Source organism: Neobacillus sp. SuZ13, assembly GCF_030123365.1.
Classification (GTDB): Bacteria; Bacillota; Bacilli; order Bacillales; family Cytobacillaceae; genus Neobacillus.
Window position 1 is genome coordinate 2,556,938 of sequence record NZ_CP126107.1, and the last position, 16,508, is coordinate 2,573,445.

Genomic DNA, 16,508 nt, shown 5'->3' on the forward strand with positions numbered 1-16,508 from the left:
AAATAGGTTCAGTGTGCTATCAAGTAGTAGCTTATTTACTTACAATTAACTTGGATCGTTCTCATCTAGGGATAATGTAGTCACACTTGTTGATTCCCCGTTTTCAATTTCTTCTTGTGTAGCATCTTTATTTAAAACATCCTCTGTGTCAATACCCTCTGCAATAGTCGGTTCGGCCTTTGAATACGTACCTTTTTTCATAGTAGAAAAGCTCCTTTCTATTTCTTTTAAGTTATTGTATGCCAAAATAGCTAAGTTTATTTTTAAAGGGATTAAGGCTAATAAAAAAAGAAAGCACCCATAGAGTGCTTTCCATTATATCGCTACTTACTGAACAAACCTTTTACGCCTTTGTAAATTAAGACGAGTGAGAAGACGAGAACAGTTAGTATGCCAATGATATCAGTAACGGGGGAAACGCTTTCGAGAAATGAATCGGCTAAAGGAACTCTAATAAGTGCAAAACCAGACAGGATCGAAACGAAAAATAATAAAATTCGATTATCCATGGGTTCACCCTCCTTCCTATGCGATTGATAAAATATATGTCAATCTCGTTACGAATATGTCAATTATGTAAAAACAAATATAAAAAAATAAGTGTCCAAAAGTTTAAGGAATGGACATATCTTAGTGCTAGCTACCATATGCTAACGTGTTTATGAGAATAATTAACTTGAGTAATGACATAATATGAACAATGTTGATAATGGATTCTCTTTAGGAGTTTGATGTTATTATGGTATACATCTGTGCCATACTTGTAGTACTTATTATTGCAATTATATTTATGCCGAAAAGGTTAACGTTAAAAGAAAATATTATTATTGTCCCAACTGTAGGTTATTTTGCTTGGATTAGCCATATTATTGTAGGATTGATTTTAGACCTCTATGATATGGGGACTACAAAGAAAATTGATATGTCCGATTGGACACTTGTCACGTTTGTCCTATCATTCATGGCAGTTGTTTTTTTAAACTTCAAGAAAACGAATAAACTTTTTGTTTATACATTGTTTTGGACAGTGTTGTCTGCGTTGGCTGAATTTGTTCTAACAAAATCAGGATATATGAAATATCATGGGTGGAGTATTTTTGTATTCACTTCCGATCTATTACCTATCTTTTATAATCCTAACTTGGTATTACAAACTAATAGTTAAAAAATAACACTTTTTATTAATTATCTAGAATTCTTTGATGGAGTTGAAATCAATGGAACACCATAACCCTAAGATAACATCGGCTGACATATCAATGTTATGGAGTACATACGTTGGTGATTCGATGGGAGTTTGTATTTTAAGTCATTTTTTACAAACGACCGAAGACCAAACCATTAAGCCTATTATCGAATTCGCACTAAATTCTTCTCATGACCATCTCCATCAAATATCAGAATTATTTACAACAGAAGGTATTCCCTTGCCAAATGGCTTTGGAAAACAGGATGTGAATTTACAAGCAAAAAAGCTCTTTTCTGATGTAACGTATATGCGTTACCTGCACCATATGGGAAGAACAGGCTTGAATACATATAGTTTAGCTAAATCAATTTCCTCTAGAGAAGATATTCGATACTTGTTCAAAAGGTTTTATGACCAAACGGAAACCCTTTATGACAGAAATACAAAAATGATGCAGGAAAAGGGTGTGTTTATCCGGTCTCCATATATTTCCTATCCAGAAAAAGTAGAATATATTACGGAGAAATCCTTTCTGGGAGGTTTAATAGGTCACCGACGCCCACTTCTTGCTATGGAAATTGCCCATTGTGGGGTAAACATTGAGGTAGCAAACGTAGCTAAAACCATGCTTTTAGGATTTAGCCAAGTGGCTCAGTCGAAAAAAATTAGCGACTATTTTAAAGAAGGGTATGATTTAGGTAAGAAAATGGTGGAAGATTTTATGATAAAATTAAAAGAGGACGACAATTCTTATCCTTCCACATGGGACTCAACGATTACAGCAAGCACGGAAGCTCCTTTTTCAGATAAACTAATGCTATTTCATACCAATACGCAGAGTGCGATTGGAATTGGGGACTTCGGACTTGCCATAGCTGCCTCACTTCGTAAGGATTTAGCCCTATTGTATGAGAAATACCTTTTGAAGGTTGGAGCTTATGCGGAGGATGGGGCAAAAATAATGATTGATCATGGTTGGTTTGAAAAACCGCCTCAGTCGTTAGATAGAGAGGCCATCCGGAACCAAAATAAGTAATAGGAATCTCCTTAACACATAAAAAAGAAGGATTATTTTACAGAAATAATCCTTCTTTTTTATGTAGCTTTTATTATAAGCTTTGGGTAAAAAAACACCATTATATTGACAGATTAACAAAAAATATGATATTTAAATATATGGAATTAGCACTCGGTAAGGTAGAGTGCTAATTGATCTGATTTCCGTTTTGATAAACTAAATCAGGGACTACATAATCGCATTTTTTAAGTGGAAAGGGGATTTTTCTATGTCGAAGAAACAGTTTAAAGCAGAATCGAAACGATTACTAGAAATGATGATTAACTCCATCTATACCCACAAAGAGGTATTTTTAAGAGAGTTACTATCCAATGCAAGTGATGCGATTGATAAAATCTATTACAAAGCATTGACTGACGATACTTTACGTTTCGACAAAGATAACTATTTCATTAAATTGATTCCGGACCAAGAGAACCGAACATTGAAGATCCTAGACACTGGGATTGGAATGTCAAAGGAAGACTTGGAAACTAACCTTGGGACGATTGCAAAAAGTGGTTCCCTAGCCTTTAAAAAAGAAAACGAAATTAAAGACGGCTACGACATTATTGGTCAATTCGGGGTAGGTTTTTATGCTGCATTCATGGTAGCTGACGTTGTAACTGTTATTAGTAAAGCATTAGGCAGTGATGAGGCCTATAAGTGGGAATCCACAGGTGCGGATGGGTATACAATAGAGCAGGTTGAAAAAGATTCAGTCGGTACAGAGATTATTTTAAAGATTAAAGAAAATACAGAAGATGAAAATTATGATGAGTATCTTCAGGAATATCGCTTAAAATCAATTATTAAGAAATACTCTGATTTCATCCGTTATCCTATTAAAATGGATGTTACCAGCAGAAAACTTAAGGATGGCAGCGAGTCTGAATACGAAGATTACCAAGAAGAACAAATCATCAATAGTATGGTTCCGATTTGGAAAAAGAATAAAAGCGAGCTTACCGATGAGGATTACGAAAACTTCTATGCAGAAAAACGCTACGGTTTTGATAAACCGATTAAACATATTCATATCAGCGTAGAAGGGTCCATCAGGTACAATGCGATTCTTTATATCCCTGAAAAAACGCCGTTCGATTTCTATTCCAAAGAATATGAAAAGGGCTTAGAACTTTATTCTAATGGCGTTCTCATCATGGATAAATGTGCAGACCTGCTTCCAGACCATTTTAGTTTTGTTAAAGGGATGGTTGATTCCGAGGATTTATCGCTTAACATTTCAAGGGAAATGCTACAGCATGACCGCCAGTTGAAACTGATTGCGAAAAATATTAATAAGAATATCAAGAACGAATTACTAAGCTTGCAAAGAAAAGAAAGAGAAAAATACGAAGAATTTTATCAATCGTTCGGTCGTCAATTAAAGTACGGAGTGTACAGTGACTTTGGTGCCAATAAAGAACTATTACAAGACCTGATTATGTTCTACTCATCCAAAGAGAAGAAACTCGTTACATTGGATGAATATGTTTCAAGAATGCTTGAAGATCAAAAGTATATTTACTACGCGTCCGGTGAATCGATTGATCGTATTGAAAAATTACCACAAGCAGAATTTGTGTCAGAAAAAGGCTATGAAATTCTTTACTTCACTGAAGATATCGATGAATTTGCGATCAAAATGTTAATGAACTACAAAGAGAAAGAATTCAAATCGATCTCAAGTGGTGACCTAGGAATCGAAGGGGAAGATACCAAAGACGATTCCGAATCAAAAGAGGAGGAAAGCAAAGAACTCTTCGATTATATGAAAAACATTTTAGCGGATAAAGTGAAAGATGTAAGGATCTCCAAAAGACTGAAGTCGCACCCAGTCTGCTTGGCGACAGAAGGGGATATTTCGATTGAAATGGAAAAAATTCTCGCAGCCATGCCTGATAATCAAAATATCAAAGCAGACAAAGTGTTAGAAATTAATAAAAACCATGAAGTATTCCAATCATTAAAAGAAGCCTTTGAAAATGATAAAGGTAGATTAGACTTGTATACCAAGTTATTATACAACCAGGCACTTTTAATTGAAGGATTACCAATCAGTGATCCAGTAGAATTTACAAATGATATTTGTAAAATAATGGTGTAACTAATTTTGATACTCTTTAAAGCCGTCTTCACGATAAAGTGAGGGCGGTATTTTGTATCAAACTGGTGGCATTCCAAATTTAATTAACCCGTTACAGAAATTACCTTCATAGGGATTAGGTACTTGGCCAACCTTATTATTGAAAAGGAAAGGGGTCCGTAAATATGCCTATAACAAAAATTGAACAAAAGAATTCTTGGCAAGAAGTGCTTAAGGTAGTAAAAGCACTTGATCCGAAAAAACTTGAGATTATTAAGTCAACTTTACCCGTCAAAGAGCACGGTGAGGCTATTAGACGCTGACATCTAAAATATAAAATGAACACAATCAAAACCCCCTTCTTAATTAAGAAGGGAGTTTTGATTTAGAATGATTTATCCGATCTAACTCAATAGGCTTTACATAAAGTGAAATATCTGCTTAAAATAATGAAGGACAAAAAATAGGTTATCAATATTTTTCTGGTAGTTGTGACAACAAGAAAGGCTGATTAGATGTTATTTGATTTAGATCCATCGTTATTACTTATTTTAGTTGTTTTTGGCTTTTTAGCCGCATTTATCGATTCCGTGGTTGGCGGCGGGGGGCTGATTGCTTTGCCGGCATTATTGTTTACAGGTCTGACCCCAGCGGCTGCCGTAGCAACGAATAAACTTGCTGGAACAATTGGTTCGTTAACAAGCACAGTTATGTTTTATCGTTCAGGGGAGCTTAATTTAAGATCGGTCTATAAATTGTTTCCACTTACGTTTATTGGTTCGATGATTGGTGCGTGGACGGTTCATTTAATGAATCCCGAATTGTTAAAGCCATTGATGCTAATCATGCTCGCAGTGGTTGCGATTTATACGATTTTTAAAAAAGATTGGGGCAGTATTTCAACGGATAAAAAATTCGCCATCCACCATCAGATTATTTTTATGTTGGTCATCTTTGCAATCGGATTCTATGATGGCTTTATAGGTCCTGGTACAGGTTCATTTTTAATCTTTGCCTTTTTAATGATGGGCTTTAATTTTTTAAAGGCTGCAGGGAATGCCAAGTTTTTAAACTTTGGAAGTAATGTTTCTGCGTTGTTGATGTTCATTTATTTAGGACAAGTAAATTACGCTTACGGGATTCCGATGGGTCTGGCACAAGTGGCTGGGGCAATTGTAGGTTCGAAATTTGCGATTAAACGCGGCAGCGGCTATGTTCGTGCCCTGTTTATCGTCGTTACCTTTTTATTGTTAGCGAAAAATACCTATGATTATTTTCAATAGTAGAGAATAAAAAAAGTTAGAATCGTGGTAGTATAAAAATTCTTTATTAGTTGGTAAACAAAATTTCTTAATTTTTTCTTTTAATACCCATAATCTACATTTGATAATAAGCTATAGTTTTAGTAATCTGTTAAAAGATTACTAAACTTGGAGAGAACTGGCTTTGAAAACTCAGAGAAGATATACGAAATGGTCTTTTAAAATTATTTTGATTTTAATGGGGTTACTTTTTTTAAAAGTTTTTGAAGTATTCGTATTACAACGATTAATTCATTGGATTTGGAATATACCTCTTAATGGATTGGAAGAGTTCATTGACATACTTATTACTATATTGATCTTCGTACCATTCCTATTTATTGTGATGCATCAGAGGATTACTTTAGAGAGAGCGGAAGAAAAGTACAAAGAGTTAGCATATTATGACTCAATAACAGGACTATCGAATCGTAGATTTTTTGATAGGGAATTGAAGCATTCATTAGTGAAGCAACGTGTAGATAGAAATACTGGAGCGGTCCTGTTTTTAGACATTGACGGATTTAAACAGGTAAATGATACGTTTGGGCATGATGTTGGTGACCTTTTATTAAAGGAAATTGGAAGGCGACTTCTGAATTGTGTTGGTAAAGAGGGTACTGTTTCACGTTTTGCAGGTGATGAATTTATCATCTTATTTCCGAACACTGCCAAGCCACTAGTTTTAGAATATGTGAGAAGAATCATCAAAGAGATAAATATGCCTTTTACGATTATCGAAAATCAAATTTTCACTTCAACAAGTGTTGGTATTGCTTTTTTCCCAGACCACGGAGATCATGCAGCCAATTTAATAAAAAATGCTGATATCGCAATGTATAAAGCAAAATTACAAGGAAAAAACACATATGAAATTTTTTCCTAATATTGAATGTAAGTGTTAAAGTACCTGTCGCCATCTTGGCGGCTTTTTTTATGTGCTGTCATACGGATATAAAATAAAATCCTAGAATATGACTTTTAATAAAGGAAAATACTAGAGGGAAATGTAGGTTAAGGGAGTATTTATGAAAACAATAAAGCCGATTAAATTAAACTCATATAAAATCGACACAAATGAAAATTTAACTTCAGCAGAAATGGGTAAACTGTGGGCTACATATATGGGAAATAGCATGGGAAAGAGCATTTTAAGTTATTATCTCCAACACGTTGAGGATAATGATATTAAAACCTTGTTAGAAAATGCTTTAAAGTTAAGCGAAGAATTTATGAAAATCACTGAAGGAATTTTCCAAAAGGAGAATTTCCCTATTCCAAAAGGATTTTCCGAGGAAGACGTAAACCTAGGTGCTCCGCGATTATTTCAAGATGAATTCTATGTCCATTATCTAAAATATGCTTCGAAAGCAGGGATGAGTATTTATAACGTCGGTATCCCTCTTGTTTATCGAAAAGATGTAAATGAATTTTTCAGGTATTGTATGGATTGCACTATGGATTTAATGGACCAAATCAAAGAAATATTAATGAATAAAGGTCTAATTATTAAGCCACCATTAATTCCAATTCCAGACAAGGTGGAATTTGTTCATCAGGATTTTTTAAATGGTTTCTTTGGACATGTACGACCTTTACACGCATTAGAAATCGCCCACTTTTACGATAATATTGAAAATAATGTAACCAGTAAGGCTTTAATTATGGCTTTTGCCCAAGTAGCAAAGGATGAAAAGATTCGGAAATTGTTTGAAAAAGGCAGAGATCTTACAACAACAAATATTCAAAACTATATGCAAAAACTACATGATGAAAATTTGCCTGCACCCCCATTTCTTGATGATTTAGTGACAACATCTACTTTTTCTCCTTTTTCGGATAAGTTAATGCTATTTCATAAAATGGATATGTTTTCAATGAAAATACGGGCATTTGGAAATTCACTAGCAGTAAATGGTAGACATGATGTGGGGCTAGCTTATACTAAATCGTTTACGAAAATTGCTGCTTTTGTTGAAAGTGCAGCAAAAATCTTTATTGAGAAGGGCTGGATGGAACAACCACCACATGCACCAGAAAGAGAAAAATTAGCTTCCAATTAGTCGTTGTTTTATTCTTTTATTATAAGGTTAATCTGAAAAGAGTTATTTTGATCTAGTTCAAAATAACTCTTCTTTATAAATACTATTTATCTTCTCTAATTAAATAATCATTTCCATCCTGGTCTTTAAAGTTGAACATGTTACCGAACGGCAGTCGTAACATTTCCTCTACTACTACACCATTTTGCTTCATTTTTTCATATGTAGCTTCTATATCCGAGGTGCTGAATAAAATGGATGGATGTGCAACTTTTGAAGATTGATGCTGCTCCATTGCGGACTTTGAATAAAGTACTAAAGTAGTAAATTCGTTTTCACTTGGGCCGACTTCGATCCAAAATGCGTCTGGTCCCATCGGTTGTTCCACTTTTAATACAAAACCGACTTTATTAATCCAAAAATCTTTTGCCTCTTCTTGGTCTTGTACATATACAGTTATTTTTCCAATTTTGTTAATCAAAGCGTAAATCTCCTTTTGTCATTATGTATTCAAAAAATAGTTTAGCAACGACAATCAACAAAAGCAATTATTAATAGGGAAAACGATATTTGGGAGAAATTTTAAAAAAAGAATAGCTAGTTTTCGTAAACACTTATTTTGTGTAAAATTACACTATGATTTATTGGTATTGAAGATTTATTAAACGTCTTGTCCCTAAAATGGAGAATTTTTGAGTTTTTGAGCGGATTTTAGGCTCCAATGGGCGAATTTTAGAAAGGACGTAAAAAGGGATTTTTAAATAGAGAGAATCATTTGAGGTGAGGTGTTTATGGGAATTATTTCGTTAATTAAACCTTTAAAGAAGTATCAAGATTATTTTTATAAGGCGAATACCTATGAAAATTTATATTTAAGAAAAAAAGCAATTGATATAATGAAGACAGCCATTCAACAAAAACACTTTAACAAACGAGAAATATCAAGTGGTTTATTTTATTTAGGTATTTTATATTCCAAGTCAAAGGAATACAACTTAGCATCTGACTCTTATCATAATGGGCTTGAAATGGTGATAAATGAGAATTTTTATTACAGTAGTAATTTTAAGAATGCAATTGAAACCTTTTTAAAAAATAACGATACTGAAAGAGCAAAATTCTGGCTAAATAATCTCTTAGAACGACAAAGTTATGACAAAAATTTCAAGAAATTAAATAAATTAAAAAACATAGTAGAATAAGTTTAGTGAATGTAAAAAAAGCCCAACTCGATTAAGTTGGGCTTATTTGTGTTTCGAGTTGTGTAGAAAATTATTCTTCTCAGACTTTACGTTATCTTAAAATTCGGTCAGACTCTACCTTCAAGAATATGCTTTCGATACTGAACGGCTGTCAGTAATTTATAACCTCTAAGCTTTGGAATCAAACTATCGAGCAGCCTAACCGCCTCTTCCTTTTTCCCAACATACACGGCTTGATCGACTTCCAGCATGTTTAAAAAAAATGTGTCTGTTATTTTCGCTTTATATTGTTTGAATGCATCCACATCACCTTCATTAATGGCGATATCCGACAAAGCGTACCACTTTGTCTTATGTCCAGCCATTTCTCTAAGAAGTTCTTTTGCTTTTCCGTATTGTTTTCGCTCCATTAAAAGCATCAATTCAGAGCTTCGTTTTGATTTTTTGGAACGGATTTTCCCCCTTACTTGTTCAGCCGCCGACAGGTTTCCATTAAGAAAATGGTAAAGGAATTGTATATACGGCGCTTTGGATTTTTTTAGATATGCCATGATCTTTTCGGCATCTTTCCCAAATATTAGCGGGTTTCTATATAGGATAAGAATAAGAACAACTACCAATACACCATACATAATCCAGATAGGAACTTGAAAAAATCCCATCAAAAAAGCAAACAGAACGACAAGCAGTAAAAACCAAATCATAAAATCCTCCATTAATAGGTTTTATTACCTTATTACACCATATGACTCCATTGTTTTGGGTCAGTTTATATGATATAGTATCAACATCACTTATTAAAGATATTTAATAAGTTTTTTGTTTGATACTTATTAAAGTTCTTTAATAAGTTTATATTAAAAGGCGGTGAACCTTATGAAGATGACTCCTAAATCGTTGAAAACGGAAATCCTTCGAGGTATTCGTAAATCTCTTTTAGAACATGGAAGTGCAACAAAAGTTGAACTGAGCGATAAATTAGGAATTAGTTTTCCTACAATAAGTAAGTTCTTAACCCAGATGGAAAAGGAAGGGGAACTTATCTCAGTCGGTCTTGATGATTCGAGTGGTGGAAGAAGGGCAAAAAGATATACATACAATCCAGAGTATATGTTAGGGCTAGCAATCTTTTTGGAGAGAACAGAGACAAATTATATTGTTTTTAACTGTTTAGGAGAAGTCAAGGATGCAGGGAAAACCTCAAGTGTATTAGCTGAAGATGATTTACCATTATTAACCGAGTGTGTTGAAGAAATAATAGAAAAATATCCGAAAATCAGTTCGATAGCCATTGGTGTACCAGGTTCCGTAGATAATGGACGGATTTTTTATATACCAGGTTATGAACATCTTCAAAACTTTGATTTAAAGGGATACATGGAGAATCATTTCTCTATCCCCGTTGTCATAGAGAACGACATGAACGCTGCAGTGCTTGGCTATCATGATAGTAGGAGTACCATGGAAAATAAATCGCTTATCTATTTATATTCAGGTCATAATGGTCCAGGAGCTGGAATTATGGTGAATGGAGTTGTGGTGCGGGGCAGCACTAATTTTTCAGGTGAGATTTCATTCGTTCCGCAGTATGATAACCGAAATTTTCAGCAGGCTCTAGAAAATGGGAACGGGACTAAAAAAGCATTTATGTGTGAGGAAAATGAGATCGATGCCATTAGTAGGTTAATCGCTTCAATTGTAGCAATCATTAACCCACATGCATTTATTTTTTGCGATGATGAAGTCAATCAATTGTTCATAGAACAGATTGTAAAACGAAGCTCAAAGTATATTCCAGCAGAACATTTGCCAGAACTTAAAATCAGTGATTGGAAACAAGATTATCTATTGGGATTACAAAGTCTTGGTCGGGAAATCATGATCAATGGAATTAACAACTAGGAGATATTTAAGGAGGGGTAGAATGGCAACATTCTTTTTAGTAATTATCTACTTGGCTTTTATTAGCTTAGGTCTACCAGATTCATTGTTGGGCGTGTCATGGTCTTTGATGCAAACGGAATTTGGGGCACCGCTTGAGATGGCCGGATTGCTTTTTATGACAATCGCTGGTGGAACGATCATTTCCAGTTTTGCTAGCGGAGTTGTGCTAAAACGTTTCGGAACTGGCATGGTCACAGTTTTCAGTTGTTTAATGACTGCTAGCGGACTGCTTGGGTTTTATTTTTCTCCTTCGCTTGTTTGGTTATTTATTTGTGCCATTCCACTCGGATTAGGTGCAGGCGCAGTTGATTCGGGATTAAACAATTATGTAGCTTCACATTACAAAGCACATCACATGAGTTGGCTTCATTGTTTTTGGGGAGTGGGGGCTACACTCGGTCCTGTCATTATGTCGCAGTTTATTTCAGGGCAACATTCTTGGAGAAACGGGTATCTTACCATCGCTGGTCTGCAGTTTGCTTTAGTTATCATTCTTTTCTTCACTTTGCCTTTATGGAAGAAAGTTGGAGGAAGCAGTAATGTAAACGCAACTAATGAGTTAGAAAACATAGATGTTGTATTGTCTGGAGAAAATGTTGAAAATCAAAAACCCTTGCAAATTAGAGGTGTTAAACTTTCTTTAATCTCTTTCTTGTTTTATTGCGGCGCAGAAGCAACGATGGGGCTTTGGGGAAGTAGTTTCCTAGTAAATGTGAAAGGTTTATCAGTAGAGGCAGCAGCAAAATGGGTCTCCTTGTATTACGCAGGTATAACAATCGGAAGATTTATAACAGGCTTTATTACCTTAAAGATTGGTAACCGGACTCTGATTCGGATGGGGCAAGTAATTGCATTAGTTGGTGCTGCACTATTATTCCTGCCATTGCCGACCACTTTCTCGCTTATCGGTTTTATTATGGTTGGATTAGGATTGGCGCCGATCTTTCCGTGTATGTTGCATGAAACGCCCACACGATTTGGGCAGGCACAATCCCAGACAATCATGGGGTATCAAATGGCTGTAGCTTATATAGGGAGTACGTTCCTGCCGCCTCTTCTTGGTTTCGTTGCGGCACATTCAACCATAGGAATCTTTCCATTTGTCATTGCAGGTTTCATTGCAATCATGCTCCTAGGTTCTGAAAAATTAAATACCATATTGAATAGGAACAAATTAATTAGGATAGAAAATAACAACTCCACAGTCATCTAAAAGGATGGTAGAGGAATAACTGAAAATATTAAATAAATAGAAGAATAGAATACAAGTTTAGGAGGAAACAATATGATTAAGTTAGTGTTAACTGATATGGACGGAACGTTTTTGAATAATAGAGGTGATTTTAATAGGGAACTGTACCAGGATGTAAAAAAGATTATGAAAGAAAAAGGCGTTGTTTTTGCGCCTGTTACAGGCAAGCAATGTGAACGTGTAGAAGAGTTATTTGGTGATGATTCAGAAGATTTATGGATTTTAGGGGATAGCGCAACTCGAATCAAGCATAACGGAGAATTTGTGTATGAATCACTGTTAAGTAATAAATTAGGACTGGAAATTATTCGCTTGCTTGAGGAAATTAGCTCAGAACATACCATCATTGCGTGTACAAGAAACGGTGCGGTCATAAAAGGAAACATCCCGCAAAAGGAAGCAGCGATTGTCAGAGGGTCCTATGCGCAAGTAAGACAAGTCACTGATTTTAATGAAATAACAGATGACTTTGTTAAAATCACAATTCACGACCCTTTGTTAAGGTGTATGGAAACCAGAGAAAAACTAAATCCTTTTTTTGAGTCAGCATATATTGTTGCTTCTGAAGCAGCTTGGATTGACATTGCAAATGCTAATGTTCATAAGGGAACTACCGTTGAACACTTGCAGCGCTTATTGAATGTTACTCCTGAAGAAACAATGGCATTCGGAGACGGTTACAATGATTTAGAACTCATGACTCGTGCTAGTTATAGCTTTGCTGTTCGAAATGCAGTCCAAGAATTAAAAGATGCAGCGAATTTTATAACCCGTTCAAATGAAGAAGATGCGGTTATGAAAACAATTATTCAAATGTTGTCTTTACAATAAAATGGGAAACTAGGGATTGATAACGGGTTAGGAGAAAACTGGTATGGCAATAAAACTTATAGCTGTAGATATGGATGGAACTTTTCTTAATGGACAAATGAAATATGATGTTGAGAGATTTTCTAAACAATATGTAAAAATGAAAGAGTTAGGAATTCGTTTTGTTGTTGCTAGTGAAAATCAATATTACCAATTGAAATCATTCTTTGGTGTGATGCAAGAAGAAATCAGTTATGTTTCTGAAAATGGTGCTTTTATTGTGGATCAAGGACAGGAAGTATTCTCTGTTGATATTCCTAAGTAGGATGTAAAACTTATTCTAGAAGAGTTGGTAACACATAATAAATTTTCTATTGTGTTATGTGGAAAAGAAAGTGCCTATGCACTTGAGAGTGTATCTAATCAATTTTTTGACACGATGAATAAGTATTATCATCGATTAAAGAGGGTACCCAGTTTCGATGTTGTTGATGACCAAATTTTAAAATTCGCATTATCCTGTCCAGAGGAAGAAACTCTTCAATTAAGAGATTTACTTCATAATAGAATAGGAGATTTAATAAGGCCTGTCTCTATTGGACATGGGAGTATAGATTTAAAGCGGTGTGTTGGAAATAATTGATCAATATTTTGAAAACAAAGGTCCATTCAAAGATTAAAAAAATAACGGGGTTAAGAGCTATCATTCAGTGAATGAAAACCAAAACTATTGAAGAAAGAAGAAGAAAAGGTCATCATCAAGCTAATGAAGACCAAAACGTGACCGAGAGAAACAAGAAAAAGTCATCATCAAGCTAATGAAGACCAAAACGTGACCGAGAGCAACAAGAAAAGGTCATCATCAAGCTAATGAAGACCAGAACTTGACCGAGAGCAACAAGAAAAGGTTATCATCAAGCTAATGAAGACCAAAACTTGACCGAGAGCAACAAGAAAAAGTCATCATCAAGCTAATGAAGACCAAAACTTGACCGAGAGCAACAAGAAAAGGTTATCATCAAGCTAATGAAGACCAAAACTTGACCGAGAGCAACAAGAAAAAGTCATCATCAAGCTAATGAAGACCAAAACTTGACCGAGAGCAACAAGAAAAGGTTATCATCAAGCTAATGAAGACCAAAACTTGACCGAGAGCAACAAGAAAAAGTCATCATCAAGGTAATGAAGACCAGAACTTGACCGAGTGCAACAAGAAAAAGTCATCATCAAGCTAATGAAGACCAAAACGTGACCGAGAGCAACAAGAAAAGGTTATCATCAAGCTAATGAAGACCAAAACTTGACCGAGAGCAACAAGAAAAAGTCATCATCAAGGTAATGAAGACCAGAACTTGACCGAGAGCAACAAGGAAAAGTCATCATTAAGGGATTGGACTTACCAAAAAAGCGAAACACGCCAATTATAAAACGGCGAGTTTCGCTTTTTTAGCCATAAGCAATGCTAATTTACCTGTCATTTCATCTTTTCCAACCCAACTCTATAAGATGGATTTTTTATGGTACCAAGTATAAAAAGTTTCGGCTTCTTCCTTCGAAATTCCATATATTTTAGTTTCATGTGTTGGTTTAGCCTTATTTGTGAAAAGGAGGGTTGCTACACTAAAGCGCCGCTGCAGCCATGTATGTTTCACCGTGATCTGTTGAATCCGTTCACGATGGGTGACAAAGGTTTCATTTGTTAAGCCACCTTTCCTGATTTGGACGGTATTTCCTTCACGCAGATAACTGGTAAACCAGTAGTCTAGGATCCGAAGTAAAACGGAAAGAACAAAGACAATCGCAGCGATCCATAGCCATCCCGGTTTAAAGATCCACAGTCCTATGACCGCTAGAATGGTTAAATAATAGGGATGGAGGAGTTTAAGCCAAAGGACTTTCAGCGGGAAAAGCTCCATCTGTTCTTCAATCCGGTAATCAGGCAGGATCGAGTGTAATACCTGATAAGCTTCCTGCTTAGGCATAAAGGGATATAAAGAACTGGTTTCCTGATTTTCTTCTTCGAAGCCACCTGCACTGATAAGTTTTATGGAAGCTATTCCGAGCATCCTCTTAAGGATGGTTTGCTCAACGATTATAGCTTGTACCTTATGTTTCGGGATGGAAAAGCTGATAGTATTGCCAACACCTTTTTCAATATAAATTCGTTCAGAATCATCACTAATAACATAGTTTCCATATTTCCATGTGGTTTTGATAAAACCAATTCCTACTGATAATCCAAGTGCTAAGACGAAGAGGACAATTATCATCCACCAATGAATCAGCAAGTAATCAAGGGCACTTTCCGCGGTCTCTTCAATTTGAAAGTAATCTGCGAGATTGGTATATATCGCTCCTAATAAAGGAAAAATAGCCAGGAAACTAAGCGAAGTGAAAGACGCTTTGATAATATCTTTCTTGGTTGAACGGAAGTGTATCTTTCGTTCCCCGATTTGAATGACTAATCCTCCTTCTCTAGCCTCAATAGAATCCTGTTTTTGCTGCAAAAGGGTAATAATTCGTTCTTTTTCTTCGTTTGTAATCACGGGAAACTCAGCCGAGGCATTTTCTCCACTTGTCCCGGTATCAAGAGTGAGTGAAGTAAGACCAAACCATTGATGTACAAAAGTGGTGCTCGAAGTTTGGTTATGTACTCGATCTAAAGCAAAAGTTCGTTGTTTTTTAACAAAAACACCTTCATAGAGAACAATGGAATCTCTACCAATCTCATAGCGATGAGAGTACCATCTTAAGAAAATCGAAATCAATCCCCATAATGTAGCTAGTAAAAAGAGATAACGGCCCCAGATCACCCAGTTGGCTGTGGAAGAGCCTTTAAGTACAAATAAAAAGAGAAAGAACCAAATCGAATTTTTTATTAATTTGACCATTTCTACAACGATGATGGCAGGGTGATACCTTTTAGTTGCTTGGATCATGCTCTTTCTCCTTCGATAACATCTGAATCCTGGATTTTTGCATAAACTGCAATTTCTGCTTTAAGTTTTTTTGCTTCATTTGATGCAATGGCAGGAATGACATGACTGGAAGTAGTGGTGCCAATTTCTATTTTGTACAGATTATAGCGCCGCATGATTGGTCCTTGTTCAGTACGAACGTATTCTACCTTTTCCATCGGGATTAACATGTGTTGAATTTGCCATTTCCCTTGTTTCAATTGAACAAATTGGGGATCAATTTTATAACGCCACGTCTTTTGCAGAAAGACTGGTTCGATCAGTATGGAATAGACCGAGGATATCACGGTTAATACACCAATTAAATAAAGAACAATCCCAATCCACCTATACCAGTCCAATGTCTCTGTGCAAACAATCAAAACAGCAATAATAAGAAAGGTAATCCCGTGACCAACTGAATTTGATATCCTCCACATTTTCACCGCATCAGCCGAAATGGTTTCTGTCGGTTCCTCTATTTGTATGTACATATATTTCACCTCAATTATCGTATACGTTTCTTTCTATCAAAGAGTTTCATCAAATACATGATAGATTTATCTAGATTTTTAAAAATTGACGCCAATTTTCCTATTGTTTTAGCTTACTTCATATTATGATACGATGGAAAGGAAAAGAAATATTGAATCATTAAAACGGGG

General features: G+C 35.4%; 18 protein-coding genes. 12 read left to right on the forward strand and 6 right to left on the reverse strand.

Annotated features, from left to right (window positions below; all coding sequences use genetic code 11):
* Nucleotides 1-45: 45 nt before the first annotated feature.
* Together QNH17_RS12285 and QNH17_RS12290 are read right to left on the reverse strand one after the other, a co-directional pair.
* On the reverse strand, nucleotides 46-201 hold the full coding sequence (locus QNH17_RS12285) for a hypothetical protein (protein WP_283878943.1): 156 nt from the start codon (nucleotides 199-201) through the stop codon (nucleotides 46-48).
* Between the two features lie 122 nt (nucleotides 202-323).
* Nucleotides 324-509: a hypothetical protein gene (locus tag QNH17_RS12290; protein WP_144549708.1), complete on the reverse strand. Its 186-nt coding sequence runs from the start codon at nucleotides 507-509 to the stop codon at nucleotides 324-326.
* A gap of 230 nt (nucleotides 510-739) precedes the next feature.
* Between QNH17_RS12290 and QNH17_RS12295 the strand changes: the two genes are divergently transcribed.
* The 7 genes from QNH17_RS12295 (at nucleotide 740) to QNH17_RS12325 (ending at nucleotide 7,699) form a co-directional block, all read left to right on the forward strand.
* The gene (locus QNH17_RS12295) at nucleotides 740-1,165 is read left to right on the forward strand and encodes a hypothetical protein (RefSeq protein WP_283878944.1); all 426 of its coding nucleotides are present in this window, start codon (nucleotides 740-742) and stop codon (nucleotides 1,163-1,165) included.
* Nucleotides 1,166-1,217: 52 nt separating this feature from the next.
* Nucleotides 1,218-2,225, forward strand: coding sequence for a DUF3231 family protein (locus tag QNH17_RS12300; protein ID WP_283878945.1), 1,008 nt, complete (start codon nucleotides 1,218-1,220; stop codon nucleotides 2,223-2,225).
* Between the two features lie 250 nt (nucleotides 2,226-2,475).
* Nucleotides 2,476-4,356 (forward strand): molecular chaperone HtpG, encoded by a 1,881-nt coding sequence (htpG, locus tag QNH17_RS12305; RefSeq protein ID WP_283878946.1) that lies wholly within the window; start codon nucleotides 2,476-2,478, stop codon nucleotides 4,354-4,356.
* Between the two features lie 164 nt (nucleotides 4,357-4,520).
* Entirely contained in the window at nucleotides 4,521-4,658 is a 138-nt protein-coding gene (locus QNH17_RS12310) for a hypothetical protein (RefSeq protein WP_283878947.1), read from the forward strand.
* A 192-nt stretch (nucleotides 4,659-4,850) separates the two neighbouring features.
* Nucleotides 4,851-5,618: a TSUP family transporter gene (locus QNH17_RS12315; RefSeq protein WP_283878948.1), complete on the forward strand. Its 768-nt coding sequence runs from the start codon at nucleotides 4,851-4,853 to the stop codon at nucleotides 5,616-5,618.
* Nucleotides 5,619-5,781: 163 nt separating this feature from the next.
* Nucleotides 5,782-6,522, forward strand: a complete 741-nt coding sequence (locus QNH17_RS12320; RefSeq protein ID WP_283878949.1) for a GGDEF domain-containing protein — start codon at nucleotides 5,782-5,784, stop codon at nucleotides 6,520-6,522.
* A gap of 142 nt (nucleotides 6,523-6,664) precedes the next feature.
* Nucleotides 6,665-7,699: a DUF3231 family protein gene (locus QNH17_RS12325; RefSeq protein ID WP_283878950.1), complete on the forward strand. Its 1,035-nt coding sequence runs from the start codon at nucleotides 6,665-6,667 to the stop codon at nucleotides 7,697-7,699.
* 82 nt (nucleotides 7,700-7,781) lie between these two features.
* Here the strand turns inward: QNH17_RS12325 and QNH17_RS12330 are convergent, their stop codons facing one another.
* Nucleotides 7,782-8,159, reverse strand: a complete 378-nt coding sequence (locus QNH17_RS12330; RefSeq protein ID WP_283878951.1) for a VOC family protein — start codon at nucleotides 8,157-8,159, stop codon at nucleotides 7,782-7,784.
* 310 nt (nucleotides 8,160-8,469) lie between these two features.
* On the opposite strand from QNH17_RS12330, the gene QNH17_RS12335 reads away from it, so the two are divergent.
* Nucleotides 8,470-8,880 carry a hypothetical protein gene (locus tag QNH17_RS12335; protein WP_283878952.1) on the forward strand — a complete coding sequence of 137 codons (411 nt, stop codon included), beginning with the start codon at nucleotides 8,470-8,472 and terminating at the stop codon, nucleotides 8,878-8,880.
* 107 nt (nucleotides 8,881-8,987) lie between these two features.
* Here the strand turns inward: QNH17_RS12335 and QNH17_RS12340 are convergent, their stop codons facing one another.
* Complete coding sequence (locus QNH17_RS12340) at nucleotides 8,988-9,584, reverse strand: hypothetical protein (protein ID WP_283878953.1); 597 nt, start codon at nucleotides 9,582-9,584, stop codon at nucleotides 8,988-8,990.
* 172 nt (nucleotides 9,585-9,756) lie between these two features.
* Between QNH17_RS12340 and QNH17_RS12345 the strand changes: the two genes are divergently transcribed.
* From QNH17_RS12345 to QNH17_RS29995, 4 genes are all read left to right on the forward strand, one after another.
* Nucleotides 9,757-10,782, forward strand: a complete 1,026-nt coding sequence (locus QNH17_RS12345; protein ID WP_481858596.1) for an ROK family transcriptional regulator — start codon at nucleotides 9,757-9,759, stop codon at nucleotides 10,780-10,782.
* A 22-nt stretch (nucleotides 10,783-10,804) separates the two neighbouring features.
* On the forward strand, nucleotides 10,805-12,037 hold the full coding sequence (locus QNH17_RS12350; RefSeq protein ID WP_283878955.1) for an MFS transporter: 1,233 nt from the start codon (nucleotides 10,805-10,807) through the stop codon (nucleotides 12,035-12,037).
* Between the two features lie 72 nt (nucleotides 12,038-12,109).
* Nucleotides 12,110-12,907: an HAD family hydrolase gene (locus QNH17_RS12355; RefSeq protein ID WP_283878956.1), complete on the forward strand. Its 798-nt coding sequence runs from the start codon at nucleotides 12,110-12,112 to the stop codon at nucleotides 12,905-12,907.
* Between the two features lie 43 nt (nucleotides 12,908-12,950).
* On the forward strand, nucleotides 12,951-13,211 hold the full coding sequence (locus QNH17_RS29995) for an HAD hydrolase family protein (protein WP_283878957.1): 261 nt from the start codon (nucleotides 12,951-12,953) through the stop codon (nucleotides 13,209-13,211).
* 1,174 nt (nucleotides 13,212-14,385) lie between these two features.
* Here QNH17_RS29995 and QNH17_RS12365 read toward each other — a convergent pair.
* Nucleotides 14,386-15,825 (reverse strand): PH domain-containing protein, encoded by a 1,440-nt coding sequence (locus QNH17_RS12365; RefSeq protein ID WP_283878958.1) that lies wholly within the window; start codon nucleotides 15,823-15,825, stop codon nucleotides 14,386-14,388.
* Nucleotides 15,822-16,337 carry a PH domain-containing protein gene (locus QNH17_RS12370; protein ID WP_283878959.1) on the reverse strand — a complete coding sequence of 172 codons (516 nt, stop codon included), beginning with the start codon at nucleotides 16,335-16,337 and terminating at the stop codon, nucleotides 15,822-15,824. The genes QNH17_RS12365 and QNH17_RS12370 overlap by 4 nt, the downstream gene beginning before the upstream one ends.
* Nucleotides 16,338-16,508 lie beyond the last annotated feature (171 nt).

Bases quoted from the DNA above. Each gene is read 5' to 3' on its own strand.
- QNH17_RS12285 (WP_283878943.1), bottom strand. From the start codon at position 201: ATGAAAAAAGGTACGTATTCAAAGGCCGAACCGACTATTGCAGAGGGT.
- QNH17_RS12290 (WP_144549708.1), bottom strand. From the start codon at position 509: ATGGATAATCGAATTTTATTATTTTTCGTTTCGATCCTGTCTGGTTTT.
- QNH17_RS12295 (WP_283878944.1), top strand. From the start codon at position 740: ATGGTATACATCTGTGCCATACTTGTAGTACTTATTATTGCAATTATA.
- QNH17_RS12300 (WP_283878945.1), top strand. From the start codon at position 1,218: ATGGAACACCATAACCCTAAGATAACATCGGCTGACATATCAATGTTA.
- htpG (WP_283878946.1), top strand. From the start codon at position 2,476: ATGTCGAAGAAACAGTTTAAAGCAGAATCGAAACGATTACTAGAAATG.
- QNH17_RS12310 (WP_283878947.1), top strand. From the start codon at position 4,521: ATGCCTATAACAAAAATTGAACAAAAGAATTCTTGGCAAGAAGTGCTT.
- QNH17_RS12315 (WP_283878948.1), top strand. From the start codon at position 4,851: ATGTTATTTGATTTAGATCCATCGTTATTACTTATTTTAGTTGTTTTT.
- QNH17_RS12325 (WP_283878950.1), top strand. From the start codon at position 6,665: ATGAAAACAATAAAGCCGATTAAATTAAACTCATATAAAATCGACACA.
- QNH17_RS12335 (WP_283878952.1), top strand. From the start codon at position 8,470: ATGGGAATTATTTCGTTAATTAAACCTTTAAAGAAGTATCAAGATTAT.
- QNH17_RS12340 (WP_283878953.1), bottom strand. From the start codon at position 9,584: ATGATTTGGTTTTTACTGCTTGTCGTTCTGTTTGCTTTTTTGATGGGA.
- QNH17_RS12345 (WP_481858596.1), top strand. From the start codon at position 9,757: ATGAAGATGACTCCTAAATCGTTGAAAACGGAAATCCTTCGAGGTATT.
- QNH17_RS12350 (WP_283878955.1), top strand. From the start codon at position 10,805: ATGGCAACATTCTTTTTAGTAATTATCTACTTGGCTTTTATTAGCTTA.
- QNH17_RS12355 (WP_283878956.1), top strand. From the start codon at position 12,110: ATGATTAAGTTAGTGTTAACTGATATGGACGGAACGTTTTTGAATAAT.
- QNH17_RS29995 (WP_283878957.1), top strand. From the start codon at position 12,951: ATGGCAATAAAACTTATAGCTGTAGATATGGATGGAACTTTTCTTAAT.
- QNH17_RS12365 (WP_283878958.1), bottom strand. From the start codon at position 15,825: ATGATCCAAGCAACTAAAAGGTATCACCCTGCCATCATCGTTGTAGAA.
- QNH17_RS12370 (WP_283878959.1), bottom strand. From the start codon at position 16,337: ATGTACATACAAATAGAGGAACCGACAGAAACCATTTCGGCTGATGCG.